The sequence below is a fragment of the Enterococcus sp. PLH-Efm8 genome, assembly GCF_053011625.1.
Genome location: NZ_CP172568.1, coordinates 1,142,676 through 1,168,565, shown reverse-complemented (window position 1 = coordinate 1,168,565; position 25,890 = coordinate 1,142,676). Strand labels below are relative to the sequence as shown.

At 39.7% G+C, this 25,890-nt stretch carries 25 protein-coding genes and 1 riboswitch; of the genes, 2 read left to right on the top strand and 23 right to left on the bottom strand.

Features of this window, described 5'->3' with window-relative positions; all coding sequences use genetic code 11:
• Positions 1 to 6: 6 nt before the first annotated feature.
• Genes purH through purC form a run of 8 tightly spaced genes read right to left on the bottom strand, consistent with a single transcriptional unit; the run spans position 7 to position 8,491 of the window.
• Entirely contained in the window at positions 7 to 1,542 is a 1,536-nt protein-coding gene (purH, locus tag ACIFUW_RS05835; protein ID WP_002303579.1) for a bifunctional phosphoribosylaminoimidazolecarboxamide formyltransferase/IMP cyclohydrolase, read from the bottom strand.
• Entirely contained in the window at positions 1,539 to 2,117 is a 579-nt protein-coding gene (purN, locus tag ACIFUW_RS05830; protein ID WP_002288010.1) for a phosphoribosylglycinamide formyltransferase, read from the bottom strand. Before purN ends, purH begins: the two co-directional genes overlap by 4 nt.
• A complete protein-coding gene (gene purM, locus ACIFUW_RS05825) occupies positions 2,114 to 3,166 on the bottom strand; it encodes a phosphoribosylformylglycinamidine cyclo-ligase (RefSeq protein ID WP_002288011.1) in 1,053 nt (350 codons plus the stop codon). Before purM ends, purN begins: the two co-directional genes overlap by 4 nt.
• Positions 3,167 to 3,188: 22 nt before the next feature.
• Positions 3,189 to 4,628 carry an amidophosphoribosyltransferase gene (gene purF, locus ACIFUW_RS05820; RefSeq protein ID WP_169040270.1) on the bottom strand — a complete coding sequence of 480 codons (1,440 nt, stop codon included), beginning with the start codon at positions 4,626 to 4,628 and terminating at the stop codon, positions 3,189 to 3,191.
• Positions 4,613 to 6,835 carry a phosphoribosylformylglycinamidine synthase subunit PurL gene (gene purL, locus ACIFUW_RS05815; protein WP_002288015.1) on the bottom strand — a complete coding sequence of 741 codons (2,223 nt, stop codon included), beginning with the start codon at positions 6,833 to 6,835 and terminating at the stop codon, positions 4,613 to 4,615. Before purL ends, purF begins: the two co-directional genes overlap by 16 nt.
• Complete coding sequence (purQ, locus tag ACIFUW_RS05810; protein WP_002288017.1) at positions 6,836 to 7,507, bottom strand: phosphoribosylformylglycinamidine synthase subunit PurQ; 672 nt, start codon at positions 7,505 to 7,507, stop codon at positions 6,836 to 6,838.
• 1 nt (position 7,508) lies between these two features.
• Complete coding sequence (gene purS, locus ACIFUW_RS05805) at positions 7,509 to 7,763, bottom strand: phosphoribosylformylglycinamidine synthase subunit PurS (protein ID WP_002295474.1); 255 nt, start codon at positions 7,761 to 7,763, stop codon at positions 7,509 to 7,511.
• Entirely contained in the window at positions 7,763 to 8,491 is a 729-nt protein-coding gene (gene purC / locus ACIFUW_RS05800; protein WP_002288021.1) for a phosphoribosylaminoimidazolesuccinocarboxamide synthase, read from the bottom strand. The genes purS and purC overlap by 1 nt, the downstream gene beginning before the upstream one ends.
• A 255-nt stretch (positions 8,492 to 8,746) precedes the next feature.
• Here purC and ACIFUW_RS05795 point away from each other — a divergent pair, with 255 nt between their 5' ends.
• Positions 8,747 to 9,124: a hypothetical protein gene (locus ACIFUW_RS05795; protein WP_002297115.1), complete on the top strand. Its 378-nt coding sequence runs from the start codon at positions 8,747 to 8,749 to the stop codon at positions 9,122 to 9,124.
• 179 nt (positions 9,125 to 9,303) lie between these two features.
• On the opposite strand, the gene purB is transcribed toward ACIFUW_RS05795, so the two are convergent.
• The 14 genes from purB to ACIFUW_RS05725 form a co-directional block, all read right to left on the bottom strand.
• A complete protein-coding gene (gene purB, locus ACIFUW_RS05790; protein ID WP_002288023.1) occupies positions 9,304 to 10,599 on the bottom strand; it encodes an adenylosuccinate lyase in 1,296 nt (431 codons plus the stop codon).
• 12 nt (positions 10,600 to 10,611) lie between these two features.
• Complete coding sequence (gene purK, locus ACIFUW_RS05785; RefSeq protein ID WP_002288025.1) at positions 10,612 to 11,736, bottom strand: 5-(carboxyamino)imidazole ribonucleotide synthase; 1,125 nt, start codon at positions 11,734 to 11,736, stop codon at positions 10,612 to 10,614.
• The gene (gene purE, locus ACIFUW_RS05780) at positions 11,729 to 12,217 is read right to left on the bottom strand and encodes a 5-(carboxyamino)imidazole ribonucleotide mutase (protein ID WP_002303771.1); all 489 of its coding nucleotides are present in this window, start codon (positions 12,215 to 12,217) and stop codon (positions 11,729 to 11,731) included. The genes purK and purE overlap by 8 nt, the downstream gene beginning before the upstream one ends.
• 415 nt (positions 12,218 to 12,632) lie before the next feature.
• Complete coding sequence (locus ACIFUW_RS05775; RefSeq protein ID WP_002295470.1) at positions 12,633 to 13,940, bottom strand: nucleobase:cation symporter-2 family protein; 1,308 nt, start codon at positions 13,938 to 13,940, stop codon at positions 12,633 to 12,635.
• A 2-nt stretch (positions 13,941 to 13,942) separates the two neighbouring features.
• On the bottom strand, positions 13,943 to 14,524 hold the full coding sequence (locus ACIFUW_RS05770; RefSeq protein ID WP_002295469.1) for a xanthine phosphoribosyltransferase: 582 nt from the start codon (positions 14,522 to 14,524) through the stop codon (positions 13,943 to 13,945).
• Between the two features lie 115 nt (positions 14,525 to 14,639).
• A riboswitch (purine riboswitch) is annotated at positions 14,640 to 14,737 on the bottom strand.
• A gap of 358 nt (positions 14,738 to 15,095) precedes the next feature.
• Positions 15,096 to 16,388: a Gfo/Idh/MocA family protein gene (locus ACIFUW_RS05765; RefSeq protein WP_169040269.1), complete on the bottom strand. Its 1,293-nt coding sequence runs from the start codon at positions 16,386 to 16,388 to the stop codon at positions 15,096 to 15,098.
• Entirely contained in the window at positions 16,385 to 17,008 is a 624-nt protein-coding gene (locus ACIFUW_RS05760) for a hypothetical protein (protein WP_002289649.1), read from the bottom strand. The genes ACIFUW_RS05765 and ACIFUW_RS05760 overlap by 4 nt, the downstream gene beginning before the upstream one ends.
• A 2-nt stretch (positions 17,009 to 17,010) precedes the next feature.
• On the bottom strand, positions 17,011 to 17,847 hold the full coding sequence (locus ACIFUW_RS05755) for a carbohydrate ABC transporter permease (RefSeq protein ID WP_002289647.1): 837 nt from the start codon (positions 17,845 to 17,847) through the stop codon (positions 17,011 to 17,013).
• A 16-nt stretch (positions 17,848 to 17,863) separates the two neighbouring features.
• Positions 17,864 to 18,751 carry a carbohydrate ABC transporter permease gene (locus tag ACIFUW_RS05750; RefSeq protein ID WP_002295465.1) on the bottom strand — a complete coding sequence of 296 codons (888 nt, stop codon included), beginning with the start codon at positions 18,749 to 18,751 and terminating at the stop codon, positions 17,864 to 17,866.
• A 15-nt stretch (positions 18,752 to 18,766) separates the two neighbouring features.
• The gene (locus ACIFUW_RS05745; RefSeq protein WP_002289643.1) at positions 18,767 to 20,050 is read right to left on the bottom strand and encodes an ABC transporter substrate-binding protein; all 1,284 of its coding nucleotides are present in this window, start codon (positions 20,048 to 20,050) and stop codon (positions 18,767 to 18,769) included.
• Between the two features lie 682 nt (positions 20,051 to 20,732).
• Complete coding sequence (locus ACIFUW_RS05740) at positions 20,733 to 21,416, bottom strand: hydrolase (RefSeq protein WP_002295463.1); 684 nt, start codon at positions 21,414 to 21,416, stop codon at positions 20,733 to 20,735.
• A gap of 17 nt (positions 21,417 to 21,433) precedes the next feature.
• A complete protein-coding gene (locus ACIFUW_RS05735; protein WP_002295461.1) occupies positions 21,434 to 22,051 on the bottom strand; it encodes a glycoside hydrolase family 73 protein in 618 nt (205 codons plus the stop codon).
• 9 nt (positions 22,052 to 22,060) lie between these two features.
• Positions 22,061 to 22,885, bottom strand: a complete 825-nt coding sequence (locus tag ACIFUW_RS05730) for a M15 family metallopeptidase (protein WP_002321179.1) — start codon at positions 22,883 to 22,885, stop codon at positions 22,061 to 22,063.
• Positions 22,878 to 23,438 (bottom strand): hypothetical protein, encoded by a 561-nt coding sequence (locus tag ACIFUW_RS05725; protein ID WP_002295457.1) that lies wholly within the window; start codon positions 23,436 to 23,438, stop codon positions 22,878 to 22,880. Before ACIFUW_RS05725 ends, ACIFUW_RS05730 begins: the two co-directional genes overlap by 8 nt.
• 173 nt (positions 23,439 to 23,611) lie before the next feature.
• Between ACIFUW_RS05725 and ACIFUW_RS05720 the strand changes: the two genes are divergently transcribed.
• Positions 23,612 to 24,568 carry a Gfo/Idh/MocA family protein gene (locus ACIFUW_RS05720; RefSeq protein ID WP_002297120.1) on the top strand — a complete coding sequence of 319 codons (957 nt, stop codon included), beginning with the start codon at positions 23,612 to 23,614 and terminating at the stop codon, positions 24,566 to 24,568.
• 304 nt (positions 24,569 to 24,872) lie between these two features.
• Here ACIFUW_RS05720 and ACIFUW_RS05715 read toward each other — a convergent pair whose 3' ends face one another.
• The gene (locus tag ACIFUW_RS05715; protein ID WP_002297121.1) at positions 24,873 to 25,829 is read right to left on the bottom strand and encodes an aromatic acid exporter family protein; all 957 of its coding nucleotides are present in this window, start codon (positions 25,827 to 25,829) and stop codon (positions 24,873 to 24,875) included.
• Positions 25,830 to 25,890 lie beyond the last annotated feature (61 nt).

The window sequence follows — 25,890 nt, the reverse complement described above, 5'->3', positions numbered from 1 at the left end:
TCCTCTCTAATGTCTAAAATGCCGAACATCAGTAAAGACCATTGCTAGATCGTATTTATTCGCCATATCAATAGAATCTTGGTCTTTGATGCTTCCTCCTGGCTGAATGATTGCTTTTATACCATGTTTGGCTGCATATTCAACCGAATCATCCATTGGAAAATAAGCATCGCTAGCTAAAACTGCACCTTCCATTTTCTCTTGCGCTTGTTCAATCGCAATTTTTACTGAACCGACTCGATTCATCTGCCCGGCTCCGATTCCTACTGTCTGACGTTCGTTTGCCAGTACGATCGCATTAGATTTCACATGTTTGACAGCTCTCCAAGCAAACACTAATGCTTTTGCTTCTGCTGGAGTCGGCTTACGTTTTGTCACGACTTTCCACTCTTCTTCATTTTCTATTGCCAGATCTTGATCTTGTACAAGAAGTCCACCTAAGACTGAGACCGTTTCTTCTCGATTTTGATTTTCTTCCTGCGCAAAGTCTACTGTCAGTAATCGGATGTTTTTCTTTTTTTGCAGTAATTCCAAAGCTTCTTGTGTATAAGAAGGGGCAATGATGATTTCTAGAAACAGCTTATGCATCTGTTCTGCTGTTGGCAGATCTACTTCTCGATTCAAAACGATGATCCCACCAAAGATTGAAACAGGATCTGCTTCATACGCTGCTTCCCACGCTTCTAAAATCGTAGATGCTGTCCCAATACCACAAGGATTCATGTGTTTCAAGGCGACTACCGTTGGCTCGTCATATTCCTTCATGATCCGTAGCGCAGCATCTGCATCTCGGATATTATTATAAGAAAGTTCTTTCCCATGGAGTTGTTTTGCTGCTGCGATCGAATATTTTTCCAGAAGAGCGGACTGATAAAAGGCAGCGGCTTGATGGCTATTTTCACCGTAACGAAGCGTTTGTTTTCGTTCATACGTAAGTGTCAATTTTTCCGGTTCTTTTTCTTCCACCCAATCCGTTAAGTATTGAGCGATCAGTGCATCATATGCCGCAGTATGACGAAAGACTTTTGCCGCTAGTTTTTGTCTGAAAGAAAGTGAAGTATGCCCATACTGACGTAATTCTGAAAGTACTTCTTCATAGTCAGATGGATCAACAACAGAGGTGACAAATTCATGGTTTTTTGCTGCACTACGGAGCATACTAGGACCACCGATATCAATGTTTTCAATAGCTTCTGCTATTTCGACATCTGGTTTCATAATCGTTTCTTTGAAAGGATATAAATTGACACAAACAAAGTCGATTGGTTGGATATTTTCCGTTTCCATTGCCTCCATATGGCTAGGGAGATCGCGTCTTCCTAAAAGACCACCATGGATTTTAGGATGAAGTGTTTTGACACGGCCATCCATCATTTCAGGAAACCCTGTCACTTCTTCGATCGAAAGCGTTTTGATCCCAGCTTTATCCAACGCATGCTTTGTTCCTCCTGTTGAAATGATTTCTACTCCTTGTTCAATCAAACCTTGGGCGAATGCTACAATCCCAGTTTTATCTGATACACTGATCAATGCTCTTGTCATTTCAGATAGCCTCCATTTTCAATAATTTCACTAATCACTTCTGGATAGATTCGATGCTCTACTCTATGGATTTTTTCTTCTAAAGAATCGAACGTGTCCTCCTGTTCAATTCTCACTTTTTCCTGCCGGATGATTGGTCCAGTATCTACACCTTGGTCGATATAATGAATTGTGACACCCGTTTCTTTTACTCCAGCTTCAAAGGCATCACGTATGCCATGCAAACCAGGGAAGGCAGGTAAAAGAGACGGATGGATATTGATGATTCTTTTATCATAATTTTTCAGCAATACCGGTCCAATGATTCGCATATATCCAGCTAATACGATCAAATCGATCTTTTTTTCTTTCAATTTATGCAAAATTGCTTCTTCATACTCTTTTTTTGAATCAAATTCTTTAGGTGAAAAACAATCTGCCGGTACACTCAACGCAGTTGCACGTTTCAAAACATATGCTTCAGGCTGATCACAAAACAACCAGTCAATCGAAGATTCCAATCCTTTTTTCGATAGATAATCGGCTAGCGCTTGAAAGTTGCTTCCGTTTCCAGAAGCAAAAACAGCGATTCTCATCGTTCTTCTCCTATAAACACCACACGATGTTTTTCTTTGGCGATCACTTTCCCGATTTCATAAACTTTTTCGCCAGCTTGCTCAATTTCGTGTACTATTTCTTTTACTTTCGATTCTTCGACTGCCAGGACCATACCGATGCCCATATTGAAGATTTCATACATCTCCATCTCAGGAATTTCACCATATTTTTGTAAACAGCCGAATATTGGAAGAATCGGCCATGAGCCAAGTTTGATTTGTGCAGCCATAGATTCTGGTAACATTCGCGGGATATTTTCTACAAACCCTCCACCAGTGATATGTGCAGCTCCTTTTATTTTCTTTTCTTTGATCAGCGGAAGCAAGGAAGAAACATAGATTTTCGTTGGCTCAAGCAATTCTTCGCCAAGTGTTTTTTTCAATTCTGGCAGTTTTGATGATAAAGAAAACTGCTGCTGCTCAAAGAAAATTTTGCGAACAAGAGAGTACCCATTTGAATGAATCCCGCTAGATGCTATTCCAAGCAACACATCTCCTGGGTTGATCGTTTCTCCTGTCAATAATTGAGATTTTTCAGCTATCCCTACAGCAAATCCGGCTAGATCATAATCATTACCTGAGTACATACCAGGCATTTCAGCTGTTTCTCCGCCAATCAGCGCCATATTTCCTTGAACACATCCATCTGCTACACCTTTTACTACATTTTCCAAACGTAACGGATCATTTTTCCCCGTTGCTAAGTAGTCTAAGAAATATAACGGCTCTGCGCCTTGTGCTAAGATATCATTGACACACATCGCTACGCAGTCGATCCCGATTGTATCGTGTTTGTCTGCTTCGATTGCCACTGCTAATTTCGTCCCCACGCCATCGGTCCCCGAGACAAGGACTGGCTCTTTTAATTGAAAGACCGATAAATCAAAACAACCGCCGAATCCTCCTATAGCGCCCATCATACCTAAACGTTCCGTTTTTTTGACATGCTTCTTGATCCGTTCTACTACTTCATATCCAGCTTCGACATCTACGCCAGCTTTTGCGTATGCATTTGCCATTGAATTCATATACTCCCTTCTTGGTCTGCTTTTAAAAGAACGATACTTTTTCTTTTAGTGATTCCTGATATTTTTCTTCATAGTCATATAACGGCGTCGGATAATCTCCGTTGAAATAAGCCATACACAATCCTGAATACGGAGCATCTTTTTCCAGACCGATCGATTCGATCAGACCCTCTTCACTTAAAAAACCTAAAGAATCTGCACCGATACATTCTTTGATTTCATCAATCGTGTGATTTGCCGCAATGAGTTCTTTACGCGTTTGAATATCAATCCCGTAAAAACATGGATATTTCAAAGGAGGAGAAGCAATCCTCACATGGACTTCTTTTGCCCCTGCTTCTTTCAAAAGATGGACGATCCGTCTGCTTGTCGTACCCCGAACAATTGAATCATCGACCATAATCACCTTTTTACCTTCCACTACTCCTCGTACAGCAGATAATTTCATTCGAACACCTTGCTCTCTTAGCTCAGGCGTTGGCTGGATAAATGTTCGGGCAATGTATTGATTTTTTACTAATCCGATTTCATAAGGGATTCCACTAGCTTCCGCATAACCGCTTGCGGCTGACAAAGAAGAATTAGGTACGCCAACGACCATATCTGCTTTTACTGGCGATTCTTTCGCTAAATTCCGTCCCATATTTTTCCGTGCAGTATGCACATTGATCCCTGCGATGTTTGAATCTGGTCTGGCAAAATAGATATATTCCATCGAACAAATAGAAAGCTGCGTGTCCTTCGTAAAGCAATCAATCTGGATTCCTTCGTCATTGATGATCACTATCTCACCAGGCTGGACATCTCTTATAAAACGTGCCCCAATAACTTCTAATGCACAAGTTTCCGAGGCAATCACGTATGCTCCGTTTTTCATTTGTCCGATTGCTAATGGACGAAAACCATTTGGGTCCAAAGCGGCAATCATTGCCGTTTCTGTCATTAATAAATAGGCAAAGCCACCTTTGACTTCATTCAAAGCACTTTTTAATTTATTTAAAAAATTTGTTTCTTCACTTCGTCGGATCAAATGCATCAATATCTCCGTATCGGAGTTAGAATGGAAGATCGCCCCATTTTCCTCTAACTCTTTTCTAAGGGAACGAGCATTGATCAAGTTACCATTATGCGCTAAGCCGATCGACTGATCATGAAATTTGAATAGAAAAGGCTGAATATTGTCCACACTTCCATTGCCTGCTGTTGCATAACGTACATGTCCGATTGCAGCTTCTCCTGTTAACTGCTGCAATTTTCTTTGATCTTTGAATACCTCAGAAAGCAGCCCCAAATCTCGATGCCCCTTAAGCTTTCCTCGATCATTGGACACGATACCTGCACCTTCTTGTCCTCGATGCTGAAGACTATGGAGCCCGAAGTATGCCACACTAGCGGCGTCTGGATGACCCCAAACACCGAAGATCCCGCATTCTTCATTTAAACTCTTCACTTCATAAGACATACGATTGCATCCTCCCAGCACTTTCTTGCTACTGCAGTTTCTATTTTGATCTGACCGTCAGTTGCTGAAATTTCGATTATCGCTTCATCCGTCACCTTACCTGCTAAAACAGCAGCATCTCCCATCATTTCTTCGAATCGTGTCTTATTTTCCGGTGCGACTGTCAACACAAATCTTGATTGAGTTTCTGCAAATAATTGAGCAGAGGACAATTCAAACTGTACAGATATCCCTAGCTGATGTTTGAAAGCTGATTCTGCCAGTGCAATTGCCAAGCCACCTTCTGAACAGTCATGAGCACTTTCAATCAATCCGTTTTGGATGGCTGTCAATACTAACTCTTGGTTTCTCTTTTCAATGGATAGATCAAAGTTTCGGATCACACCTTCGATTCTTCCAAGCTGCATCTTTTGTAATTCACTGCCATCAAAATCTGCAAACGTCTTACCTAATATATAGATTAGATCCCCTGATTTTTTGAATTCCTGAGTAGTGATATGTTTATGATCCTCAATCAATCCGACCATACCAATCATTGGTGTTGGATAGATTGCTTGACCATCCGTTTCATTATATAAAGAGACATTTCCTGAAATAACAGGAGTTCCTAACGTTTCACACGCAGCAGCAATTCCGTCAGCTGAAGTCGATAATTCCCAAAAAACTTCTGGTTTATCAGGAGAACCATAGTTCAGGCAGTCGGTGATCGCCAAGGGCTTACCACCGCTAGCAATAATATTTCTAGCAGCTTCTGCCACTGCTATTTGTCCTCCGATTTTTGGATCCAAATACAGATAGCGCGCGTTGCAGTCTGTGGTCATAGCTAACGCTTTATTCGTCCCTCTAACCCTCATCACAGCAGCATCGCTTCCTGGACGGACAACTGTATTGGTTTGTACTTGTGAATCATAAGTTTCGTAGATTGAACGTTTTGAAGCAATCGTCGGTTGCTGCAGCAGATCAAGCAATACTTGTCCAGGTTCTTCGATAACTGGCTGATAAGGAGCTAACTGCTGAAATTCTACGATTCGAGCTGGTTCTTTCATTTCTTTATGATAAACTGGTGCATCTTCAGCTAATGCATCGACTGGCAGATTTGCTACTTCTTCTCCTTGATGATATAGCCGATATTGCCCGTCGTCTGTTACTTTACCGATAGTGACTGCATCTAGATCATACTTCTGAAATAGTTCTTGGATTTTTTCTTCCTCTCCTGATTTAACACAAATCAACATCCGTTCTTGTGATTCCGATAACATCATTTCATAAGGTGTCATCCCAGTTTCTCTTTGTGGGACTTCATCTAATGTCAATATAAGTCCTGAGCCAGCTTTTGAAGCCATTTCCGCACTAGATGAAACAAGTCCTGCTGCTCCCATATCCTGTATACCTATTAGAGAATCCGAATGATGCAAGATTAATTCCAAACACGCTTCAAGCAGCAGCTTTTCCATAAAAGGATCGCCTACTTGTACAGCAGAACGTTGCTGTTCTTCTTCTTGATTAAATTCTTCTGAGGCAAAAGTTGCTCCGTGGATACCGTCGCGACCTGTTTTTGCACCTACATACATGATCGAATTACCGACGCCAGCGGCTTGCCCTTTCTGGATATGTTTGTGTTCAATCAAACCTACGCACATTGCATTGACTAATGGGTTTCCTTCATAACAAGGATCAAATGCAATTTCGCCGCCTACAGTCGGTATGCCGATACAATTGCCGTATCCGCCGATACCTGCAACTACTTCTTCTAGTAAATATTTCGTTCTTGGATTATCTAATTCGCCGAACCTCAATGAATCTAGCAACGCAATTGGACGAGCCCCCATGCTGAAAATATCTCTGATGATTCCGCCAACTCCTGTCGCAGCTCCTTCATAAGGCTCCACGGCTGAAGGATGATTGTGACTTTCTGCTTTGAAGACAACTGCTAGTCCATCACCGATGTCGACGATGCCTGCGCCTTCTCCAGGGCCTTGCAACACATGAGGTCCACTAGTAGGAAATTTGCGTAGAACCGGTTTAGAATTTTTATAGGAACAATGTTCGCTCCACATAACAGAAAACAGTCCAGTTTCCGTATAATTAGGCATTCTTCCTAAGATATCTTCTTCGATCATTCGATATTCTTCATCAGTCAATCCCCATTCGGCATAGATTCTTTTTTTCTTGATCTCTTCAGCTGTCGGTTCTTTCAATGTTTTCATCTATACGGTCACCTTTCCGAAGTTTTTTAAAATGGAAGCAAAGAACCGTTTCCCATCTTCTGATCCTAGCAAGTCTTCTACTGCACGTTCTGGATGAGGCATCATTCCTAACACATTCCCTGCTTTGTTCGTAATCCCTGCAATGTTTTCCACGCTGCCGTTGATGTTGTCATTATAAGTAAAGGCAATCTGATTATTTTTTTTTAGTTCTTGAAGTGTTTCTTCGTCACAGAAATAATTTCCTTCCCCATGAGCAACTGGAAGATAGATTATTTCGTCGGCTTCATACTCTGAAGTAAAGGCCGTCTTGGGGTTGACTTTCAATGGTACAGTTTTGCAAATAAAATGCAAAGACTCATTTCGTCTCAGTACACCTGGCAAAAGTCCTGCTTCTGTCAATATCTGGAATCCATTGCATGTACCGAATACTGGTTTCCCTTCTTCAGCAAAACGAATCACTTCTTCCATGATTGTAGAAAACCGAGCAATCGCACCGCATCTCAAATAGTCACCATAGGAGAATCCTCCCGGCAGTAAAACCCCATCAAATCCTTCTAAAGAGGACTCATCATGCCGTACAAATTCGGCATCAGCGCCCATGATCTCGCGAACTGCCCATAACATATCTGCGTCACAATTTGAACCTGGAAAAACGATGACCGCAAATTTCATGTTATACTTCCTCCATTTTTTTGATTTCATATCGGTATGTTTCCATATTTACATTTGCAAGCAGCTTGTCACAAATCGTTTCAATCACTGTATCGATTGGTTCTTCTGCATCAGCAAGTTGTATCTCAAAGTATTTTCCTATTCGGATATCTTCGATTGTTTCATATCCCATACGATGGACTGCTTTTTTTACTGCCTCCCCTTGAGGATCTAACACTGAATCTTTATAGGTTACATATACTTTTACGAAATACATCATACTCGCTCCTTTTCTTCAGTTAGTTCCGATAGACGGTTATATACTTCTTGATAGACTGGGATCAAATCACCTAGATCTCTGCGGTAAACGTCTTTGTCCATATGTTCATTCGTACGTTCATCCCATAATCGGCAAGTATCCGGTGTTACTTCATCCGCAAGCAAAATTTGTCCATTCGACCGGCCAAATTCTAGCTTGAAATCTACTAAAACCAAACCGACCTTAGCAAATAATTCGGTCAAAATTTCATTAATAGCCAACGCTTGGGCTTTCAGCTCACTGATTTCTTCCGGCTTTGCAAGTTGTAAGAAATAGATATGCTCTTCATTGATAAATGGATCATCCAACTGGTCATCCTTATAGTAGAATTCAATGATTGGTTTGATGAATTCTTTACCTTCGGGAACACCTAGACGTTTTGAGAAACTTCCTGCTGCAATATTTCGGATAACCACTTCCAGAGGGATAATTTGTACTTTTTTTGCTAATTGTTCGGTTTTAGACAATTGTTCAATAAAATGATTTTTTATTCCTCTTTGAGTCAGATAACGGAAAATTGCACTTGTGATTTGATTATTCAATTCTCCTTTTCCACTTATCTGGTCTTTCCTCGCGCCATTCAACGCAGTTGCTTGATCTAAATATTCTATCCAAATCAAGTTCTCATCAGAAGTAAGATATATTTTTTTGGCTTTTCCTTCATACAAAAGTTCTTTCTTCTCCATGTACGTCTCTCCTTTTTATTTACATTAAAAGCAAATACATCGTTTTTTGTTCGTTTTTTCACTTTAAATTTTAGCAATCATCTTTTTATAAATCAACAAAAATATGTACATTTAAGGCATTAGATTCTTTTAATGTTCGTGTTTTATCAGAAACGAAAATCTTATACCATCAACAAGCGTTTACATTTATACTTAATGATGGTATATTAGAATTAACTAAAAATTTGGATAATGGGTTCGAGGAGGCACTTGCCGATGGAAGATGCAATAAAACAAGGTCAGCTTTTTTTATCAGAATTAACAGCTGAAGAACGTTCCTGTCTATATAATGATTTGCTGTCGATCAAAGACGTTTATTTATGCAATAAAGATACTAGTTTTTATACATTCCGAAAAATCCGCCGAGCAACCAAACGCTGTGCTGAATGCCGTAAAAGGACTTTTCTTTATCAGACAGAACACAAAGGCGAACTTTCAATCAGTCAGATTCATGAACAGAAGCGTTTCAAAAATCATTATCGTATCCAGATCTTATTCAATGGACAAGAGATGGAATACGCTTTTCTCGAAAACTTGCTGCAACATCTCCATAACCAGCATTTTAGTTATAATAGCCAAGCCATTTACGCTTAATTCCTCTATTTTTTGTATGTAAAGAGGCACGGTAAAGAGGTAGCCGCTTTTAAAATCAGGTTCCTATTATTGATAAGAAAATATAATAAACTAAAAGAAGCAGAACCGCTAACGGATCTGCTTCTTTTTTGGTTATTTTTGCTATTCTATTTTAATTGAATTTTGCAACTCACTCTTCTTTATTCCAAACCTACTCGTTTGAATATCACGTCAACGTTTTTCAAATGATGATGATAATCAAAGGCATCGTCTATTTCTTCTTTAGATAATACCGATGTGATGGTTGGATCTTCTTCTAACAGCGGGCGGAACTGCACTTGGTTGTCCCAAGCGTACGCAGTTTTTGGCTGAACAAGATCATAAGCTTCTTCTCTTGTCATTCCCTTATCGATCAATTTCAGCATAACGCGCTGGCTATAAATCAAACCAAATGTTGCAGACATATTCCGCTTCATGTTTTCAGGAAAGACCGTTAGATTTTTAACGATATTGCCAAAACGATTTAACATGTAATTCAATAAAATCGTGGTATCAGGCAAGATGATTCGTTCTGCTGAAGAATGAGAAATATCTCTTTCATGCCATAATGTGACATTTTCATAGGCAGTGACCATGTGTCCGCGCACCACTCTGGCTAGACCAGCCATATTTTCTGAACCGATCGGATTCCTTTTGTGCGGCATAGCAGAAGAACCTTTTTGACCTTTCGCAAAAAATTCTTCTACTTCACGTGTTTCGGATTTTTGCAATCCGCGTATCTCTGTTGCAAAACGTTCAATACTTGTAGCAATAAGCGCCATCGCTGAGAAATATTCAGCATGTAGATCCCGAGGGAGAACTTGAGTAGAAATTTCTTGTGGACGGATCCCCAATTGTTTACATACATACTCTTCAATAAATGGCGGGATATTTGCGAACGTTCCCACTGCTCCTGAGATTTTTCCTGCTTCTACTCCTTTTGCCGCATGTTCAAATCGTTCGATGTTCCGTTTCATTTCTGAATACCATGTGGCAAGTTTCAATCCAAAAGTAGTTGGTTCAGCATGGACACCGTGTGTCCGACCCATCATCACTGTATATTTGTGTTCTTTTGCTTTTTCGCCAATGATTTCCGTAAAACGTTTCAAGTCTTCCCGTAAAATATCATTTGCTTGCTTGATGAGATAGCCATAAGCAGTATCTACGACATCCGTACTTGTTAGACCATAATGGACCCATTTTCTTTCTTCTCCCAATGTTTCAGAAACCGCTCGTGTAAACGCAACGACATCATGGCGTGTTAATTTTTCGATTTCCAAGATCCGATCGATATCAAATGATGCATGCTCACGAATTTTTTTCACATCTTCTTGCGGGATTTCACCAAGTTCTGCCCAAGCTTCATCTGCTAAAATCTCGACTTCGAGCCACGCACGGTATTTGTTCTCTTCCGTCCAGATATTCCCCATTTCAGGGCGTGTATAACGTTCTAACATGTTTTTTCTCCTCTAATCCCAAATATTCGTTTGTTTGATTTCTTCCAGCGTTTGCTGGATGTCTTCTGTCAAGATAGTGATATGTCCCATCTTGCGACCTTTTTTTGCTTGTTTTTTTCCATAGAAATGGAATTGCCAGTCTGGCTTATTCTCAATCAAGCGATAGCTTTCCAGCAGTTGTTCTCCCAAAACATTGACCATTACTGCATTGCTTATCAAACGTACTTTTTCTCCTAATGGCCAACCACAAATACCTCGAATATGGGCATCGAACTGACTCATAGAACAAGCTTCAATAGAATAATGTCCAGAATTGTGAGGACGAGGAGCTAATTCATTCACATATAGCCCGCCTGTTTTTGTTAAAAACATTTCTACCCCTAAAACACCTGAAAGGCTCACTGCTTCTGCAATCACACGGGCAATACGCTCAGCCTCCTCGATCACATCCTGATCAATCGCGGCTGGAGCAATCGTTTCATGAAGAATATTGTTGTGGTGGATGTTTTCCACGACCGGAAAAGTCGTGAAATCTCCTTGACCATTTCCTGCCACCATGATCGAAATCTCTTTTTCAAACGGGATCCATGCTTCTAAAACACAGGTTCCTTCTCTTAAAAGGTCCATGGCAGGAGCTAGATCCGCCCGACTTTTCAAAACATACTGCCCCTTGCCATCATAGCCGCCTCGAGTGGTTTTCAAAACACAAGGATAGCCGATCCCGTCAATCGCATCTTGGATATCCGTCGGACTGACGATCGTTGCATAAGGAGCAATCACGATGTTATTCGTTTCCAAAAAAGATTTTTCTAACAGGCGGTCTTGCGTAATCGCAAGCAAGTCTGTCCCTTGAGGAATAAATGACATGGGTAAAATCGCATTTAACGCCTCTACACTGACGTTTTCGAATTCATAGGTAATGACATCTGTTCTTCTGGCAAGCTCTTTCAGCGCAAAGGTGTCATCATAGACACTTTCAATATGCCAATCTGCAACTTGTGCGGCTGGACAATCGCTCACAGGATCCAGCACACCTACTTTAAAGCCCATTTCTTTTGCACTAATCGCCATCATACGACCTAATTGACCGCCACCGACGATCCCGATCGTTGAACCAGGCAACAAAGGTTTAACCAAGTTGATCACTACTTTCTATAACAGTTTTAGCCAACATTGAACGTCTTTCAGCCAATTTAGCCTCCAATTCTAAATCATACATGGAAAGCATCTGTATCGCAAGTAGTCCAGCATTAATTGCTCCCGCTTTTCCGATTGCTGTAGTAGCTACAGGTACTCCTCCAGGCATTTGGACAATCGAAAGAAGCGAATCCAAACCATTTAATGTTCGTGATTGGACCGGTACACCGATAACCGGCAAAGTTGTTTTTGATGCGACCATACCCGGCAGATGCGCGGCTCCCCCTGCTCCTGCAATAATGATTTTGATTCCTTTTTTTCGAGCGTTTTGTGCATATTCAAACATCAAATCTGGGGTTCGATGAGCAGAAACGACCTTTTTTTCATAAGACACACCGAATTCATCCAATATTTGACATGCTTCTTTCATTGTTTCCCAATCTGAAGTACTCCCCATAATCACAGAGATTTTTGCTGTCATTGTTTTTCCTCCCAGTTTTTCTACATTCATATTTTAACAATCACTTTTTTTGATGTCAAAGAAATTTCGAATGTTAACAAAGAAAAACATTTTATTGTTCGTGTTTATTAAAGATAAAAAAAAGGAATGTGACAAAAGTTAGGTCACATTCCTTTTTATGGATAAACGGTGTTCTCCTGCCAACTCCTCGGTCACAAGGAACAATATTCAACAAACATGAGAAGCTTTTTTTTGAAATTGTTCCTTGTGACTCGGAGATGAACGGCAGGCTCACGACCTCTTCCTTCAACGGTGTTCAATCAGCTGACCCTCGGTATTAGCTCAAACAAACGGCAAAATACGAGGAACTATTTTTCCGTTTGTTTCTCTAACAATCAGGTCAAAACGCTGATTTCACAACCTTTCTTTTGCTCTATTACTTCTTGAAGGCTTCTTCCAATATTTCTTCATCTTTTTTCAATCCATTAAAGATCAAATTCAATATGATAGCCGTAATGCTACTCATTACGATGCCATTTCCAGTGAACATTTGCAATGTTTGCGGCATTTGACTGAATAATGTCGGCGTAACATTGAAACCCAGCCCAAATCCAACAGAAACAGCAACAATCAATAGATTTTTATCATTGCTGAAATCAACTTCCAACAGCATACGGATTCCTTGGACTGCCACCATCCCGAACATGACTAACATTCCTCCACCAAGTACCGGCTCAGGGATGATTTGTGCTAACGCACCGATTTTAGGGAATAATCCTAAAACAATCAAGAAGAATGCAGAGAAATAGATGGGTTTTCTTGTTTTGATTCCCGAAAGTTGAACCAATCCGACATTTTGAGAAAAGCCAGTATAAGGGAATGTATTGAAAATACCGCCTAAGATAACGGCAAGTCCTTCTGCACGATATCCCTTTTTCAATTCTTCTTCTCCAACATTTTTCCCAGTAATGTCACCAAGTGCAAAATATACACCTGTTGATTCTACCATGCTGACCATGGAAATGATGATCATTAGTAAAATCGACCATACGTCGAAAGTTGGTTTACCAAAATAAAAGGGTTGTGGAACATGGAACAACGGCGCATCTCCAATCGCGCTCAGATCAATCATTCCCATGAAAGCAGCTAAGATGCTTCCTCCGACTAAACCAATCAATACCGCGATTGAACGAATGAACCCTTTTGCCAGCATTTGCACGCCTACAATTAGGAGAATCGTCACAAATGCAAGTAGCAGATTTGTTTTGTCACCAAAATCAGCTGCTGTTGCATTACCTCCACCCATTTTCTCGATTGCTACAGGAATCAAAGTCAAACCAATAACGGTGATAACCGTTCCTGTTACTATAGGAGGGAATAGTTTTTTAATTTTAGAAAAGACACCAGAAACTAACACAACAAAGATCCCAGAAGCGATAATAGATCCGTAGATAGCTCCTACTCCTTCATTGGTTCCGATCAAGATCAGTGGAGCTACTGCTTGGATCGCACATCCTAAAACGACAGGCAAGCCAATTCCGAAAAATCGGTTAACTGTCAATTGCAATAATGTCGCTAATCCACACATAAAGATATCAATTGAAATCAAATAAGTCATCTGTTCTTGATTAAAGCCTAGTCCTGTACCGATCAAAAGAGGCACCGCTACTGCTCCTGCATACATCGCTAGCAGATGCTGCAGCCCTAAAACCGCAGCTTTTCCATTTTGTGTTTCTTTTTCCACGATTATGCGTCCTCCTCAAGAAACTCAACTTGTCCATTCGTCAAGGAAGCAATACGCGCAAGAGAAACGACTCTCAATCCCATTTCTTCAAGTAACTGACGTCCATCTTGGAAAGACTTTTCGATGACGATCCCGATTCCTTCTACTTGCGCTCCAGCTTGCTGGCATAATTCGATCAATCCTTTTGCCGCTTGTCCGTTTGCCAAGAAATCGTCGATAATCAATACTTTGTCTTCTGAAGATAAAAATTTACGAGAAATAGAAATCGTACTTGTCACTTGTTTCGTAAAAGAATAAACAGAAGCTGTCAATAATTCTTCATCCATCGTCAAACTTTTTGCTTTTCTAGCGAAGATCATTGGAACATCTAATTCTCTTGCAGCAAATAAAGCTGGTGCGATCCCAGAAGCTTCAATGGTCACAACTTTCGTGATTCCTTGTTCTTTAAATACTTCTGCAAACCGTTTTCCCATTTGTTCCATCAATACAGGGTCTACTTGGTGAGTGACGAAGCTGTCGACTTTTAATACGCCCTCGCCTAATATACGTCCGTCTTTTTGAATACGTTCAACTAATTCTTTCACTTTATTTGCTCCTTTATCATTTATTAATACCGAAATAACCGCTTTTGTGCAAAAACCTACTATGTTTCTGTTAAAGAAAAACACCCTCCACTTTATCATAAGAAAAGAAGGGTGAAATAGCCAATCTTTTACTTATAGTCCAGCATTTACGGTACTGGCTAGAAACTGTCATCCATATTATGACGATATATAAGTAGGTATGTAAAACTAATAATAGTGTAAATTCATTTTCTTGCAACTGTTTTGCACGTGAAGGCAGTTTGCCATATTTGAATAAAAAATGTTGTTTCAAATATTGAAAACAGTCTAACACTACTTTCTGAAACTGACAACGTGGTTTACTTATTTTTTTGTAAAATCTAATGATTTTTAATGCATTATTCCTTTTTGTTCGGGTTTAAATAGTTATTTTTATTTTCTCCTATCTAAAAAAGCAGCCCACATAAAAAGAAGGCATGACAAAAAGCATGTCATAGCCCCTTTTTCCGAATAAATAGTGTTCAAAAGACAGCCTATCGGCAATAAGGCAAGATTTTATAAACTACGGGAAGTAATTTCCGTAAATCTATTCTTATTCTTTTAAGCTGACAAGCTCGTCAATCACTACTGCTTTTCCTGAAGCAATAGAATGATTTGCTGCGATTCCTGTCAAAATCGACAAAATACCATCTACGTGAGTTGCTGCCCGATTCCACGGATCTTCTTCTTTTTCTTCACCAAATAGATCATCTAATAAACGCGGATCTCCTCCGCCATGTCCGCCCGCTTCTTGTTCGACGATTACCTCATATGGCTCACCGAACATCGGATAGACATGGATGGACTGAAGAACGGCTGCTCCTTCATCCTTTTTATCTCCACCTGCATTGATGTAAGACTTTTCGATCACTTTCATTTCGATCCGTCCTTTGCTGCCATTGAAAGAAACATTGAATCCTTCCCACGGCATATACGCGTTTAGCGAATACGTCAAAATCGCACCAGTTTCATATTTGACCGTTACGCCTAGTGTATCTTCAATAGAGATATCATCGGAAAATACACTGCGGTCACGAATATATCCACTGTCTTTTTCTGCTTCTAAATACATTTCTCGCAATTCCTCATTGGCTGACAGGTCTATAGCAAATGGATCAGCTTTAGCTAGTTCGCTTCCATAGCATCGACTGTAAAATATTTCTACTCCGCGTTTCTCCGCATTATGCATCCCATAAAAGTTTAATCCACCGAATGCAAATACCTTTTGGGGACGGCTGTTCAACCAAAAATTCACTAGATCAAAATGATGGGTAGATTTATGAACAAGAAGCCCGCCGCTATTGTGCTTATTTCGATGCCATCTTCTGAAATAATCTGCCCCGTGTTGCGTATTTAACAGCCATTCGAAGTGGATAGAAAACACATTACCAATCACATCACTTTCTATCAGTTCCTTTATCTTCGTGTGATACGGTGCATAACGATAATTAAAAGTGACTCGCAGGCTTCTTCCCGTCTGTTTTTGGACCGTTATTATTTCTTGAGCTTTTTCCTCATCGATAGTCAGAGGTTTTTCGCAAATAACATCATATCCTTTTTTCATTGCACGAATGATATAATCATGATGCGTTCGATCTACTGACGTAATAATGACTTCAGCCGGCCGTACGTCATCCAGTAGTTGCTCAAATTGTGATGGCATACATGTCTTTACTTTTTTCTGTCCATACTTGTTCACAAGTATCCGATTTGCATAATCCATCCTTGTTTGAGATACATCACAAAAACCGACTAGTTCACAAGTTTGATGATACGTAGAGGCAATTGCCTCATAAAAAAAACGCGCTCTCCCACCAAGTCCGACTTGTACATATTTTTTCTTCATTTAAAGTCATTCTCCTTTTCTTTTAAGCAAAATACTGTGACAAATGGCAGCCCTGGATACAGTAATGCAGTGAGTAAAAAATCATGCTGTATACACCAGAACAGTCCATACAAAAGGCATAAATACCACAGAAACCCCTTGACGTTTTTTGACAACAGCCAGATATTCCTTTTGATCAAATAAACAAGACTATCTGCTTTATCTTCTTTGCAGATATCAATTAGCGTACTAAAAAAACTATGGGATACAAAAAGCAACAGACACAATAGAAAAGGAATCAGATACCAAGCTCCAATCTTTCCCACTAATAAATACCAATCAACTGCAAAAATAATGACAAACAGCTGAAACAACGTAATGATGAAACACATCCGTTTGATTTTTCCTTTCCTCCAACATACCTTTTTTTCTGCCAAGTAATGGACAGATAGATAATAAGAAGGATACATCATCAAAAAATAAATCAGATAGACAACACGAGCAGACAGCACTAATCCTAAAGTGAACAAACATCCTAGAACTAAAGCGAAAAGAGCATTACTGATAAGACTGGTTAAAAAAATCCGACAGACATAGTAGTTGAGCTTGTAAAGAAACATCTCTTCTATTGGCTTTTTCATATTCAGCCCTTCAGACCGCTTGTACTGATCCCCTGGACAAGATATTTATTGAAGAATAAGAAAATCAGAAAAACCGGTAGCAGCGACAACGTAGACATCGCAAACATACTCGCGTAAGTCGTACTAGATCCAGCGTCTGCAAATAATTTGATGGCAATCGATACCGTGTAAGATCTCGGCTTGTTTAAATAAATCAATGGTCCCATGAAGTCGTCCCATTTCCAATAAAACTGGATGATGATCGTCGTGATGATCGAAGGTTTCAGCAAAGGAAAAATAATTTTGGTAAAGACACTATACTTGCTGCATCCGTCAATAATCGCTGATTCATCTAACTCTTTGGGGATGCTGACCATGAATTGCATGATCTGGTAAATGAAAAATGCTTGTCCAAAAAAATGTGGTAAAATCAGCGGCACATACGTCCCAACCAAATTCAGCCGATTGTAAATAATAAACTGCGGAATCAAAATCACTTGTGCAGGAATCATCATCGTTACTAACATGACGACGAACCAGAATCTTTTTCCTTTGAAATCGATTCTCGATAATGCGTAAGCAATACAAGTCGAGCTCAGAACTGTCCCTATCGTCGAAACTGCAGAGATGACAAACGAATTCCTAAAGAAAGTAAAAAATGAAATTCCAGCAAACCCCGCCCATCCTTTTGCGTAATTTTCCCATTGAAAAGTCTCTGGAATCAAATTCAGCGAACCACTCATAATCTCTTGATCCGTTTTAAAAGAACCTGCGATCATCCATAAGACCGGATAAATCATGACTAGACCTAATAGCAAAATAAAACCGTATTGAAACCATTTCGTTACTGTATTATTCATTTCTTCCTCCTCTCATTCACACAACGACCCATTTTTTTGATGATTTGAAAATCAGAAAGGTGACAGCTCCCATAATCAACAGCATGATCCACGAAATAGCACTAGCATACCCCATAGAATTAAAAGAAAAAGCTTGGTTATACACATAAAGAGCATAAAAGTTCGTGGCATCATTCGGACCACCTTGGGTAATGATAAATGCCTGCGTAAAAGTCATAAACGCCGCGATTGTCTGCATAACCAAGTTATACAAAATGATCGGCGAAAGAAGAGGTAACGTGATCTTGTAAAACGTCTGCCATTTGTTCGCTCCATCGATCTCTGCCGCTTCATAATACGAGCCTGGGATCTCTTTGATACCTGCAGCAAAGATGATCATTGCCGAACCGAATTGCCAAGCAGACATCAAAACAAGAGGGATCATGACCAGTTTTTGATCGCTAAACCAGGAAAGCGCAGGTGCGCCTAATCGTTCCAGGAAAATATTCACTAACCCGTTTTTAGAAAACAACTCCCGCCAAACTAGAGCGATAGAAATACTGCCACCGATCAAACTAGGCACATAATACAAAGAACGAAAGAAAGTCGTTCCTTTGATATTCCTCGTTAAAAGATAAGCAATCAATAGACCAAAGATCAGTTTCACAGGTACAGATGCAAATACATAGAGAAAAGTGACTCGGATGGAGTTCAAAAAACGGGCATCACTCAGCATCTTTATATAATTATCCAAGCCGATCCATGAGACTGGATTTCCCAAACGATAATCGGTGAACGAATAATAAAGTGACAAGATCATCGGTATCACTGTTATCAATAGAAATCCTAGGATGAATGGAGAAGCAAATACGTAACCGACCACATTGTCTTGATCCAAGAACCGTTTTAGTTTTTCTTTTTTCATGCCTTCCTCCTGCTGCTATCCTAGAATGTTTGACGCAAACTCATAAAGACTCTCTGCTGCTTCTTCTGCTGTTACTTCTTCATAAATGACTTTTTCAACTAAAAGATTGTATTGGTCTTGAATTTCCGGATTCAAAGCACTATCAAAGACATTCACTTCGCCGTTGTCCATATCGGAAATCATTTCTAAATAATCAAATGTCGCTTGCAAAGTTGCATCATCTGCACGAGCGAGCTGTTCTCGAATATTCGACATGATTGGTACACCACGTTCTCCTTTTAAAATTTCATTGGCTTCTTCACTGTTTTGAAAGAAATCAATAAACTTAGCAGCTTCTTCTTTATGGGCTGAGCTTTTTGCCATACTCAGCATTTGCGAAGAACGTAAAGGGATACCAGATTCTCCATCTGCTTTTCTGCGAGGTGGATTAATCAACTGAATCTCCATATCTTCAGGAGCCCCTGACAATATTTCTGTCAACTGGTTACTTGATAGAAACACCATTGCCGCTTCTCTATCCCTAACCGCCTGAAAAGACAGATCCGTCGTACTTGCAGCTCCACCACCTGGTTCTGGATGGGCCCCTTTGTCTACCAGATTTTTACGCAGCTGGAAAAAATCTGTTAGATAGTCTGGATTTTCAAATCCCAAGCTGTTAGATAGATCTTCCCGATTATAAAAATTCAATCCTTTCTCAACTTGTGGTATTTGAATAATACAGCCAGCTATAAAATCTTCGAATCTTGAAATAGCATAGATTCCTAATTCTTCAGTGATTTGATAGCTGATTTGTTCAAATTCATCCCATGTCCAATTTGAAGCTGGTTCAGGGATATTTAATTGTTCAAATATATTTTTATTGTAAGCAATCGCAAACGAATTCACCCCGTTAGACAGTCCAACTAATTGCCCGTCGTAAGTCGTCGTTGCTAAATAGGATTCATCTGCATTAGAAATATCAATTATCCCTTGCTCCACATATTCATCTAATGGTTCAATCTGATTGATGTATTGAGGAAATTGATTGTTCAGTTGGAAAATGTCCCAGATATCATCTGATGCTGCTAGTGTACCTAATTTTGTGTAATATCCTTCATAATCATAAAATTCATAATCGATCGTCACATGGGGATTTTTTTCTTCATAAAGCTCGATTACTTTTACTGTTGCATCGTGTCGGACTTGCGAACCCCACCAAGCCATGTTCAGCGTGATTTTTTTGTCATCTTCTTGCCCACAAGCCGTCAAGAAGAATAACATAACACTTAAAGCTAAGATGATTCTCATTCTTTTCTTCATTCTCTGCACCTCTACTTCCATTGTTATTTTTCAATATACTGTATTTTTATACAGAACATATTTATTAAACGATCTTTTTCAAGGGGAATAAAAACCAAGACTTGCCTTATCGTTCTGCCTAGGATGAACAACTCAATACTTTCAAGAAAAATTAGATAGTGCTGATTCTTCTTTCATCGCTAAAAACACTTCTTGCTTCAATGATGGGAGGATAATTACGCAAAGAAAAAAGGATATCAGACAACTGCCCAATATCCTTGACATAGCTAAATAAGCATGCTTCTTCGTGTGCGCTCTTCCCTAAAAAACAGAAAAATAACTAGTAATTCTGTATGAAATTAGGTACAATATACACGTCGATGCACAAGCATTGACTATGGCAACTTGATTGGTCAGTTCCCGCTGACTTTTCAAGCCCCGACAATTTAGCTGCTACTAAATTGTCGGGTGCCTTTTTTAGTTTTTATTCGTTTTTCATTCTATAGAAAGCGCTTCAATAAATCAAGACATTTTTTTGTTAGAATGCTAATAATAACAAAAGGTTTTAACTCTTCTTATGTACATTACAGGTAAAAAAACAAAAAAATTTCTCTTTTTTTTGAATTCTGAACAAATAGTACTGGAGTACAAAAGACGAGGAAGAGCCACTATCTGCTCTTCCTCGTCTTTTGATTCTCACCTGTTATTCATGATTCTTTTTCTCAGTTTCCCGATATTTTTCCATTTTACGACTAAAAAGCTCTCCGCTACTTGGTGGCGTATATGTGATGGCATTTGCTCCTGCTTGAATGGTCTCAGCAATACTTTCTTCCGTTGGACCACCTGTCGCAATGATAGGAAGTTCAGGATATTTTTTACGAAAATGGCGTACTGCTTCTGCAGTTTCTTTACCTGCACTGATATTGATAATCGAAATACCAGCTGCTAACTTTTCATCTATTTCTGTATATTTCGACGTTACCGTACTGATAACTGGAATATCAACTACTCGACAAACTTCTTTTACTGTCTCTAAAGGCGTAGGACCGTTCAAAACGACCCCTAACGAACCTTGCGCTTCTGCGAACATGCTCATGTAGGAAGAACGAGCACCTTGTGTCAAACCACCACCTACACCGGAGAAAACTGGAATGTCAGCTGCCTCAATAATGCTTTTAGTAATCGCTGGATGAGGTGTAAAAGGATACACAGCAATTACTGCATTCGCATTTGTATTACGTATGATCGCAATATCCGTAGTAAAGATGATCGAACGGATCAATTTTCCAAATATCTTGATCCCGCTTGCTTCTAAAATGATTTCCGGTACTCTTACGATATCTTTTCTCAATTCCGTCATGATTTCTGGCGTAAATTGTTCTGCCATCAGCCACTTCTCCTTTGCTATCTCCGGTCATACTGATTCAATTGATACGTCTCGATGACCTGGATGATTTTTTGCGCATAACCGGGGTCTGTCGCATAACCTGCATCTTGCAATGCTTGTGCGGCTTCCTGATAGTTGGTGGCCGTAATCACTTTTTCATACAGCGCAGGATTCCAATCTACTCCTTGGACGAACAGTTGTGTATGGTCATCCATGGACTGTTCCCATGAATCATACACTTTGAAGTCTCCTTGGATAGTTATCCATTCTTCGTTAACAAATTCCTTTGTTTCCAGGCTTACTTTCTTCTGATCCCCATAAGCCTTGATCCCGAAAAGATTATTGTATTTGCTAGCCAAGGTACTTTTTCCCCAATTTGATTCTAATATAGCTTGTCCTAAAATGATACTAGGAAGCACTCCATAACCATCTTGTAGTTCTTGGGCATGCGGAACAAGCCGTTCAATAAATTGCTGATGGGATTGCGCTTCATTTTCTTGCTGATTATCAGTAAAAGGAGAAGACAGATTCTTCAAGGAAAAAACAAAGGCTAAGAGTATCACTGCTACACCGGCAACCACTGCTGGCCAACGGATATTCTTGCGCTTTTGCTTTTTCCACTTTTTTTTCGCCATGATCAATTCCTACTTTTCATTTAATTCATTCAGATATTCTTCTAGCGTCAATTGGTGTTTGGTGATATACTCAGCGTTTTCTTTACCGACATAACGTAAGTGCCAAGGTTCATATGTGATCTTAGTTATATCTTCGTGTCCTTTTGGATAACGAACGATAAATCCATACTGCGCAGCATTATCTGCGATCCATTTAGCTCCAGGCTGATCTCCGTAACTTGCATCCAATACAGTAGAAGGATAACTGTTGTACCAGTTTTGATCGACGACATCGACTGCCAGACCTGTGTGGTGTTCGCTGTATCCTGGCTCCGTAATCGTTTCTTTAGTAATCTTTGTCGCCTCCTCTTCTGATACACCTTGACGACTCATCACATCTTGGACATTTTGTTCGAAAACTTGTTGTTGGGATGATACAGACCGGTAAGCTGAGACCATCACTAATGGAAATCCAGCTGCTTCAGCAGCCTTGGCAAATGCTTCATATTCTGGAGCAATGCGTTTGTCGATCAAGTATCCGTTACTTAATGATGCCAATTGAGTAGACTCATCAATTTCTTTTTCTAATTTGTGATCTGGACCAACCAAAACTAGCTTCCAATCGTCTGTTTTAACATCTGGCAATTGTTTGGACGTACGATCTTTTGTTTCTTTGTCCTTTACCTTGCTGCTGGTTGTTTGACTGTTCTTTTCTTTACTAGCAGTTGTTTTGGTGCTTGTTCGTTCGACTGCTTGATTGCCGGCTTGAACATGCGAATCATCATCGCTAAAAATAACATAGCCCATTGCTGCGATCATAATCACAACTGCTCCAAATCCTAAAAATTTATTCACTTGAAAAATCCTTTCGTTGTTCTTCACGTTCCCCATTCGCCTCATGAACGTAAGTTTCTTCCAGATTTTCATTCACCCAATCGAGAAGTTCGATTTTTTCTCCTTCGATCTGTTTTTGAACATCTGCTGGCAGACGAAAATTCAAAATATCATCATAGCCCCATTCATCATATTGAATACTTACTTTCAAGTCAAGGTATCTACCAGCCTGCTGATTATTTTTCAAAGGGATCAGCTCGACTTTTGCTGCTTTGCTGCTAAGCCATTTTTGCGCGATGCGTGTTTTGATTTGCTTGTACTCTGCAACGGCAACGTTTCGTTTTTCGGGAAAAATAATCGTTTGACGCAAAATCTTTTGCGTTAGCATCCATTCATAATCAGTGAAAAGATTTTTTACTTTCTGCATCGCTTCAGATGGCAGATTTTTCTCGCCATCTTTCCATTTTTGCCATTGTTCTGGACTGATCAGCAAGTATTCATCTAAAAAATTTTTTTCAGTTTCAAACTGTTCTAATAATACACTCATAATAAGATCAATATATACTTGATGCACGTTTATCCCCTCCTTTTAACTATTCTACTTAAGTTTTGATCAAAAAGCACCTCTTAAATCGCTGCTTTCATTTTTTTTAATGTTTCAAGTCCTCTCCTCTTTATTCTTCGTGATTTTTGTTATAATAATAGACAGACAAGAAACTCAATCCAACTATGAAGGAGCGTTTTCAGATGAAAAAATATCAATGGGGAATCGTTGGTCTTGGTACCATCGCACATGAGTTTGCCGAAAGCTTCAATCAAGAGACGAGCGAACTAACAGCAGTTGCTTCCAGAACTTCAGAAAAAGCGGAAAACTTCGCTCACCGTTACAATATTCCAAAAGCTTACGGAAGCTATCAAGAAATGTTAGACGATGCTGAAATCGACATCGTGTACATTGCTGTACCAAATAGACAGCATATCGACCATATCTTGGCAGCATTGGAAGCAGGCAAACACGTTCTATGTGAAAAAGCCATCACGATGAATAAAAAAGAACTGGCTGACGCTATGCGCTTAGCAGAAGAAAAGAATTTGATCTTAGCAGAAGCGATGACAATCTTCAACATGCCACTTTATCAGCAGTTACGCTCAATAATGGATACAGGAAAACTGGGGGCTTTAAAAATGATCCAAGCACCTTTCGGCAGTTACAAAGAACCAGACCCTAAAAACCGGTTCTTCAATCCAGAATTAGCTGGAGGAGCTCTGTTGGATATCGGTACGTATGCTGTATCTTTCGCTCGTTTCTTTTTGAGCTCTCAACCTGAAGTAGTTGCCTCTACAATGGTTCCTTTTGAAACAGGCGTGGACGAACAATCCGTCACTATCTTGCGTAACAAAGAAAATGAACTTGCTGCTGTCAGCTTGACTTTTCAGGCAAAAATGCCAAAAGTCGGTATCGTTGCCTTTGAGAACGGTTATGTGACGATTGCTGATTACCCGCGTGCTGATCGTGCGGAGATCTTATTTACAGATGGTACAAAGGAATTCATCGAAAGCGGGAATACATCTGAAGCAATGAATTACGAAATAAAGAATATGGTACACATGATTGAAGGTGACTTGCCCAATCGCTCTCTCTTCTTGACAAAAGATGTCATCGAAATCTTGGATCAAATGCAAGTTCTATGGAAAAATATGTAATTTTAAAAGGTTGTGAAAAAGCTGTTCTGCATCAAGTAATAAGAACAGCCAAACAAAAATAGCTCCTCCTATTTTTCGTTTGGCTGGACTTATTACCGCAGAGGAAAGCTTTTGAACACCGTTTAAGAAAGAGGTTGTGAGCCTACCGTTCAGCTCCGAGTCACAAGGAGCAATTTCAAAAAACAGCTTCTCATGTTTGTTGAATATTGTGACTTGTGACCGAGGAGTTGACAGGAGAACACCGTTTAAAGAAGAGGTTGTGAAATCAGCTTTTTGACCTGAATATTAGCTGAATTCACAACCTCTATTTTTGGATTTTTTGTTGGGAGAATTCTGCCTTGATTTCAATAAAACTTTTAAAAGACTGCAAAAACTGGAACAATTCTGCTCGATCCTCGAATTCAGGGCGACTAGTCGGCAGAGGCATTTGCCGATACAATACATAAACTTCTTCAATACGTGTTAAAATTTGTCTGCCATCATTTGACTCTGAAAATGTTTCTGCAGTATAAATCAATAAACCATAGATATGTTTTCCATAATAAGCTGGTTGCTGGATTCTCTCTAGATTTTCCAGCATGTCTTTAATCACATTGGCCTGTGCTCTTCTCATAGAGAAGTAAGTTTCGTAGTATAGCGGCTGTCTGAGCCAGTAGTTTTCTTGATGTTCTCTGGCATCTTCTTGGCTTTCGCGAATGAATGTCAGTAAATGTTCGCATTTGATCTGCACATCTTCTTTATTTTCTGATAAAAGAAATTCTGCCATTTGTCTCAAAATATTTCGAAATTCTTTTTCGATCTGTATTTGGTTTTCCTTCAGCTGCTTCGTACGATCTGGCATGTAAACATTTGCAAGCAAAGCAAATACTAATCCAATCGCCATTAATCCCGCTTCATTGCCGATCAGCTGCCAAGACATGTTTTCCTCCACTAAATAATGAGTGACCAAAACCGAATTTACTACTATCCCTTCGGTTAATTTGAAGCGAGAGGCAAGCGGGATGAACAGGAATAAAAAAAGACTGAAGCCAAAAATAGTATACCCAACAGCAAAAAAACTGAACAGTGCTGTTGCCGTAGCTAATATAAAGGCTGCGATTCGATTCATGCCCGTACGCAATGTAGAGCGCTTGGTATTTCCTACACTTAATAATGCAATGATCCCTGCAGCTGGCCAATACAACAGCGATAAGCTACCCGCTGTGACCATCGAAAAGAAGACACTGATCACTGTTTTGACTGTTCGCATTCCTATACGCATTTACTTCCCCCTTTTTTATTTTAATTATACTTGAATAATGAAAAACTAGCTATCAGACAAA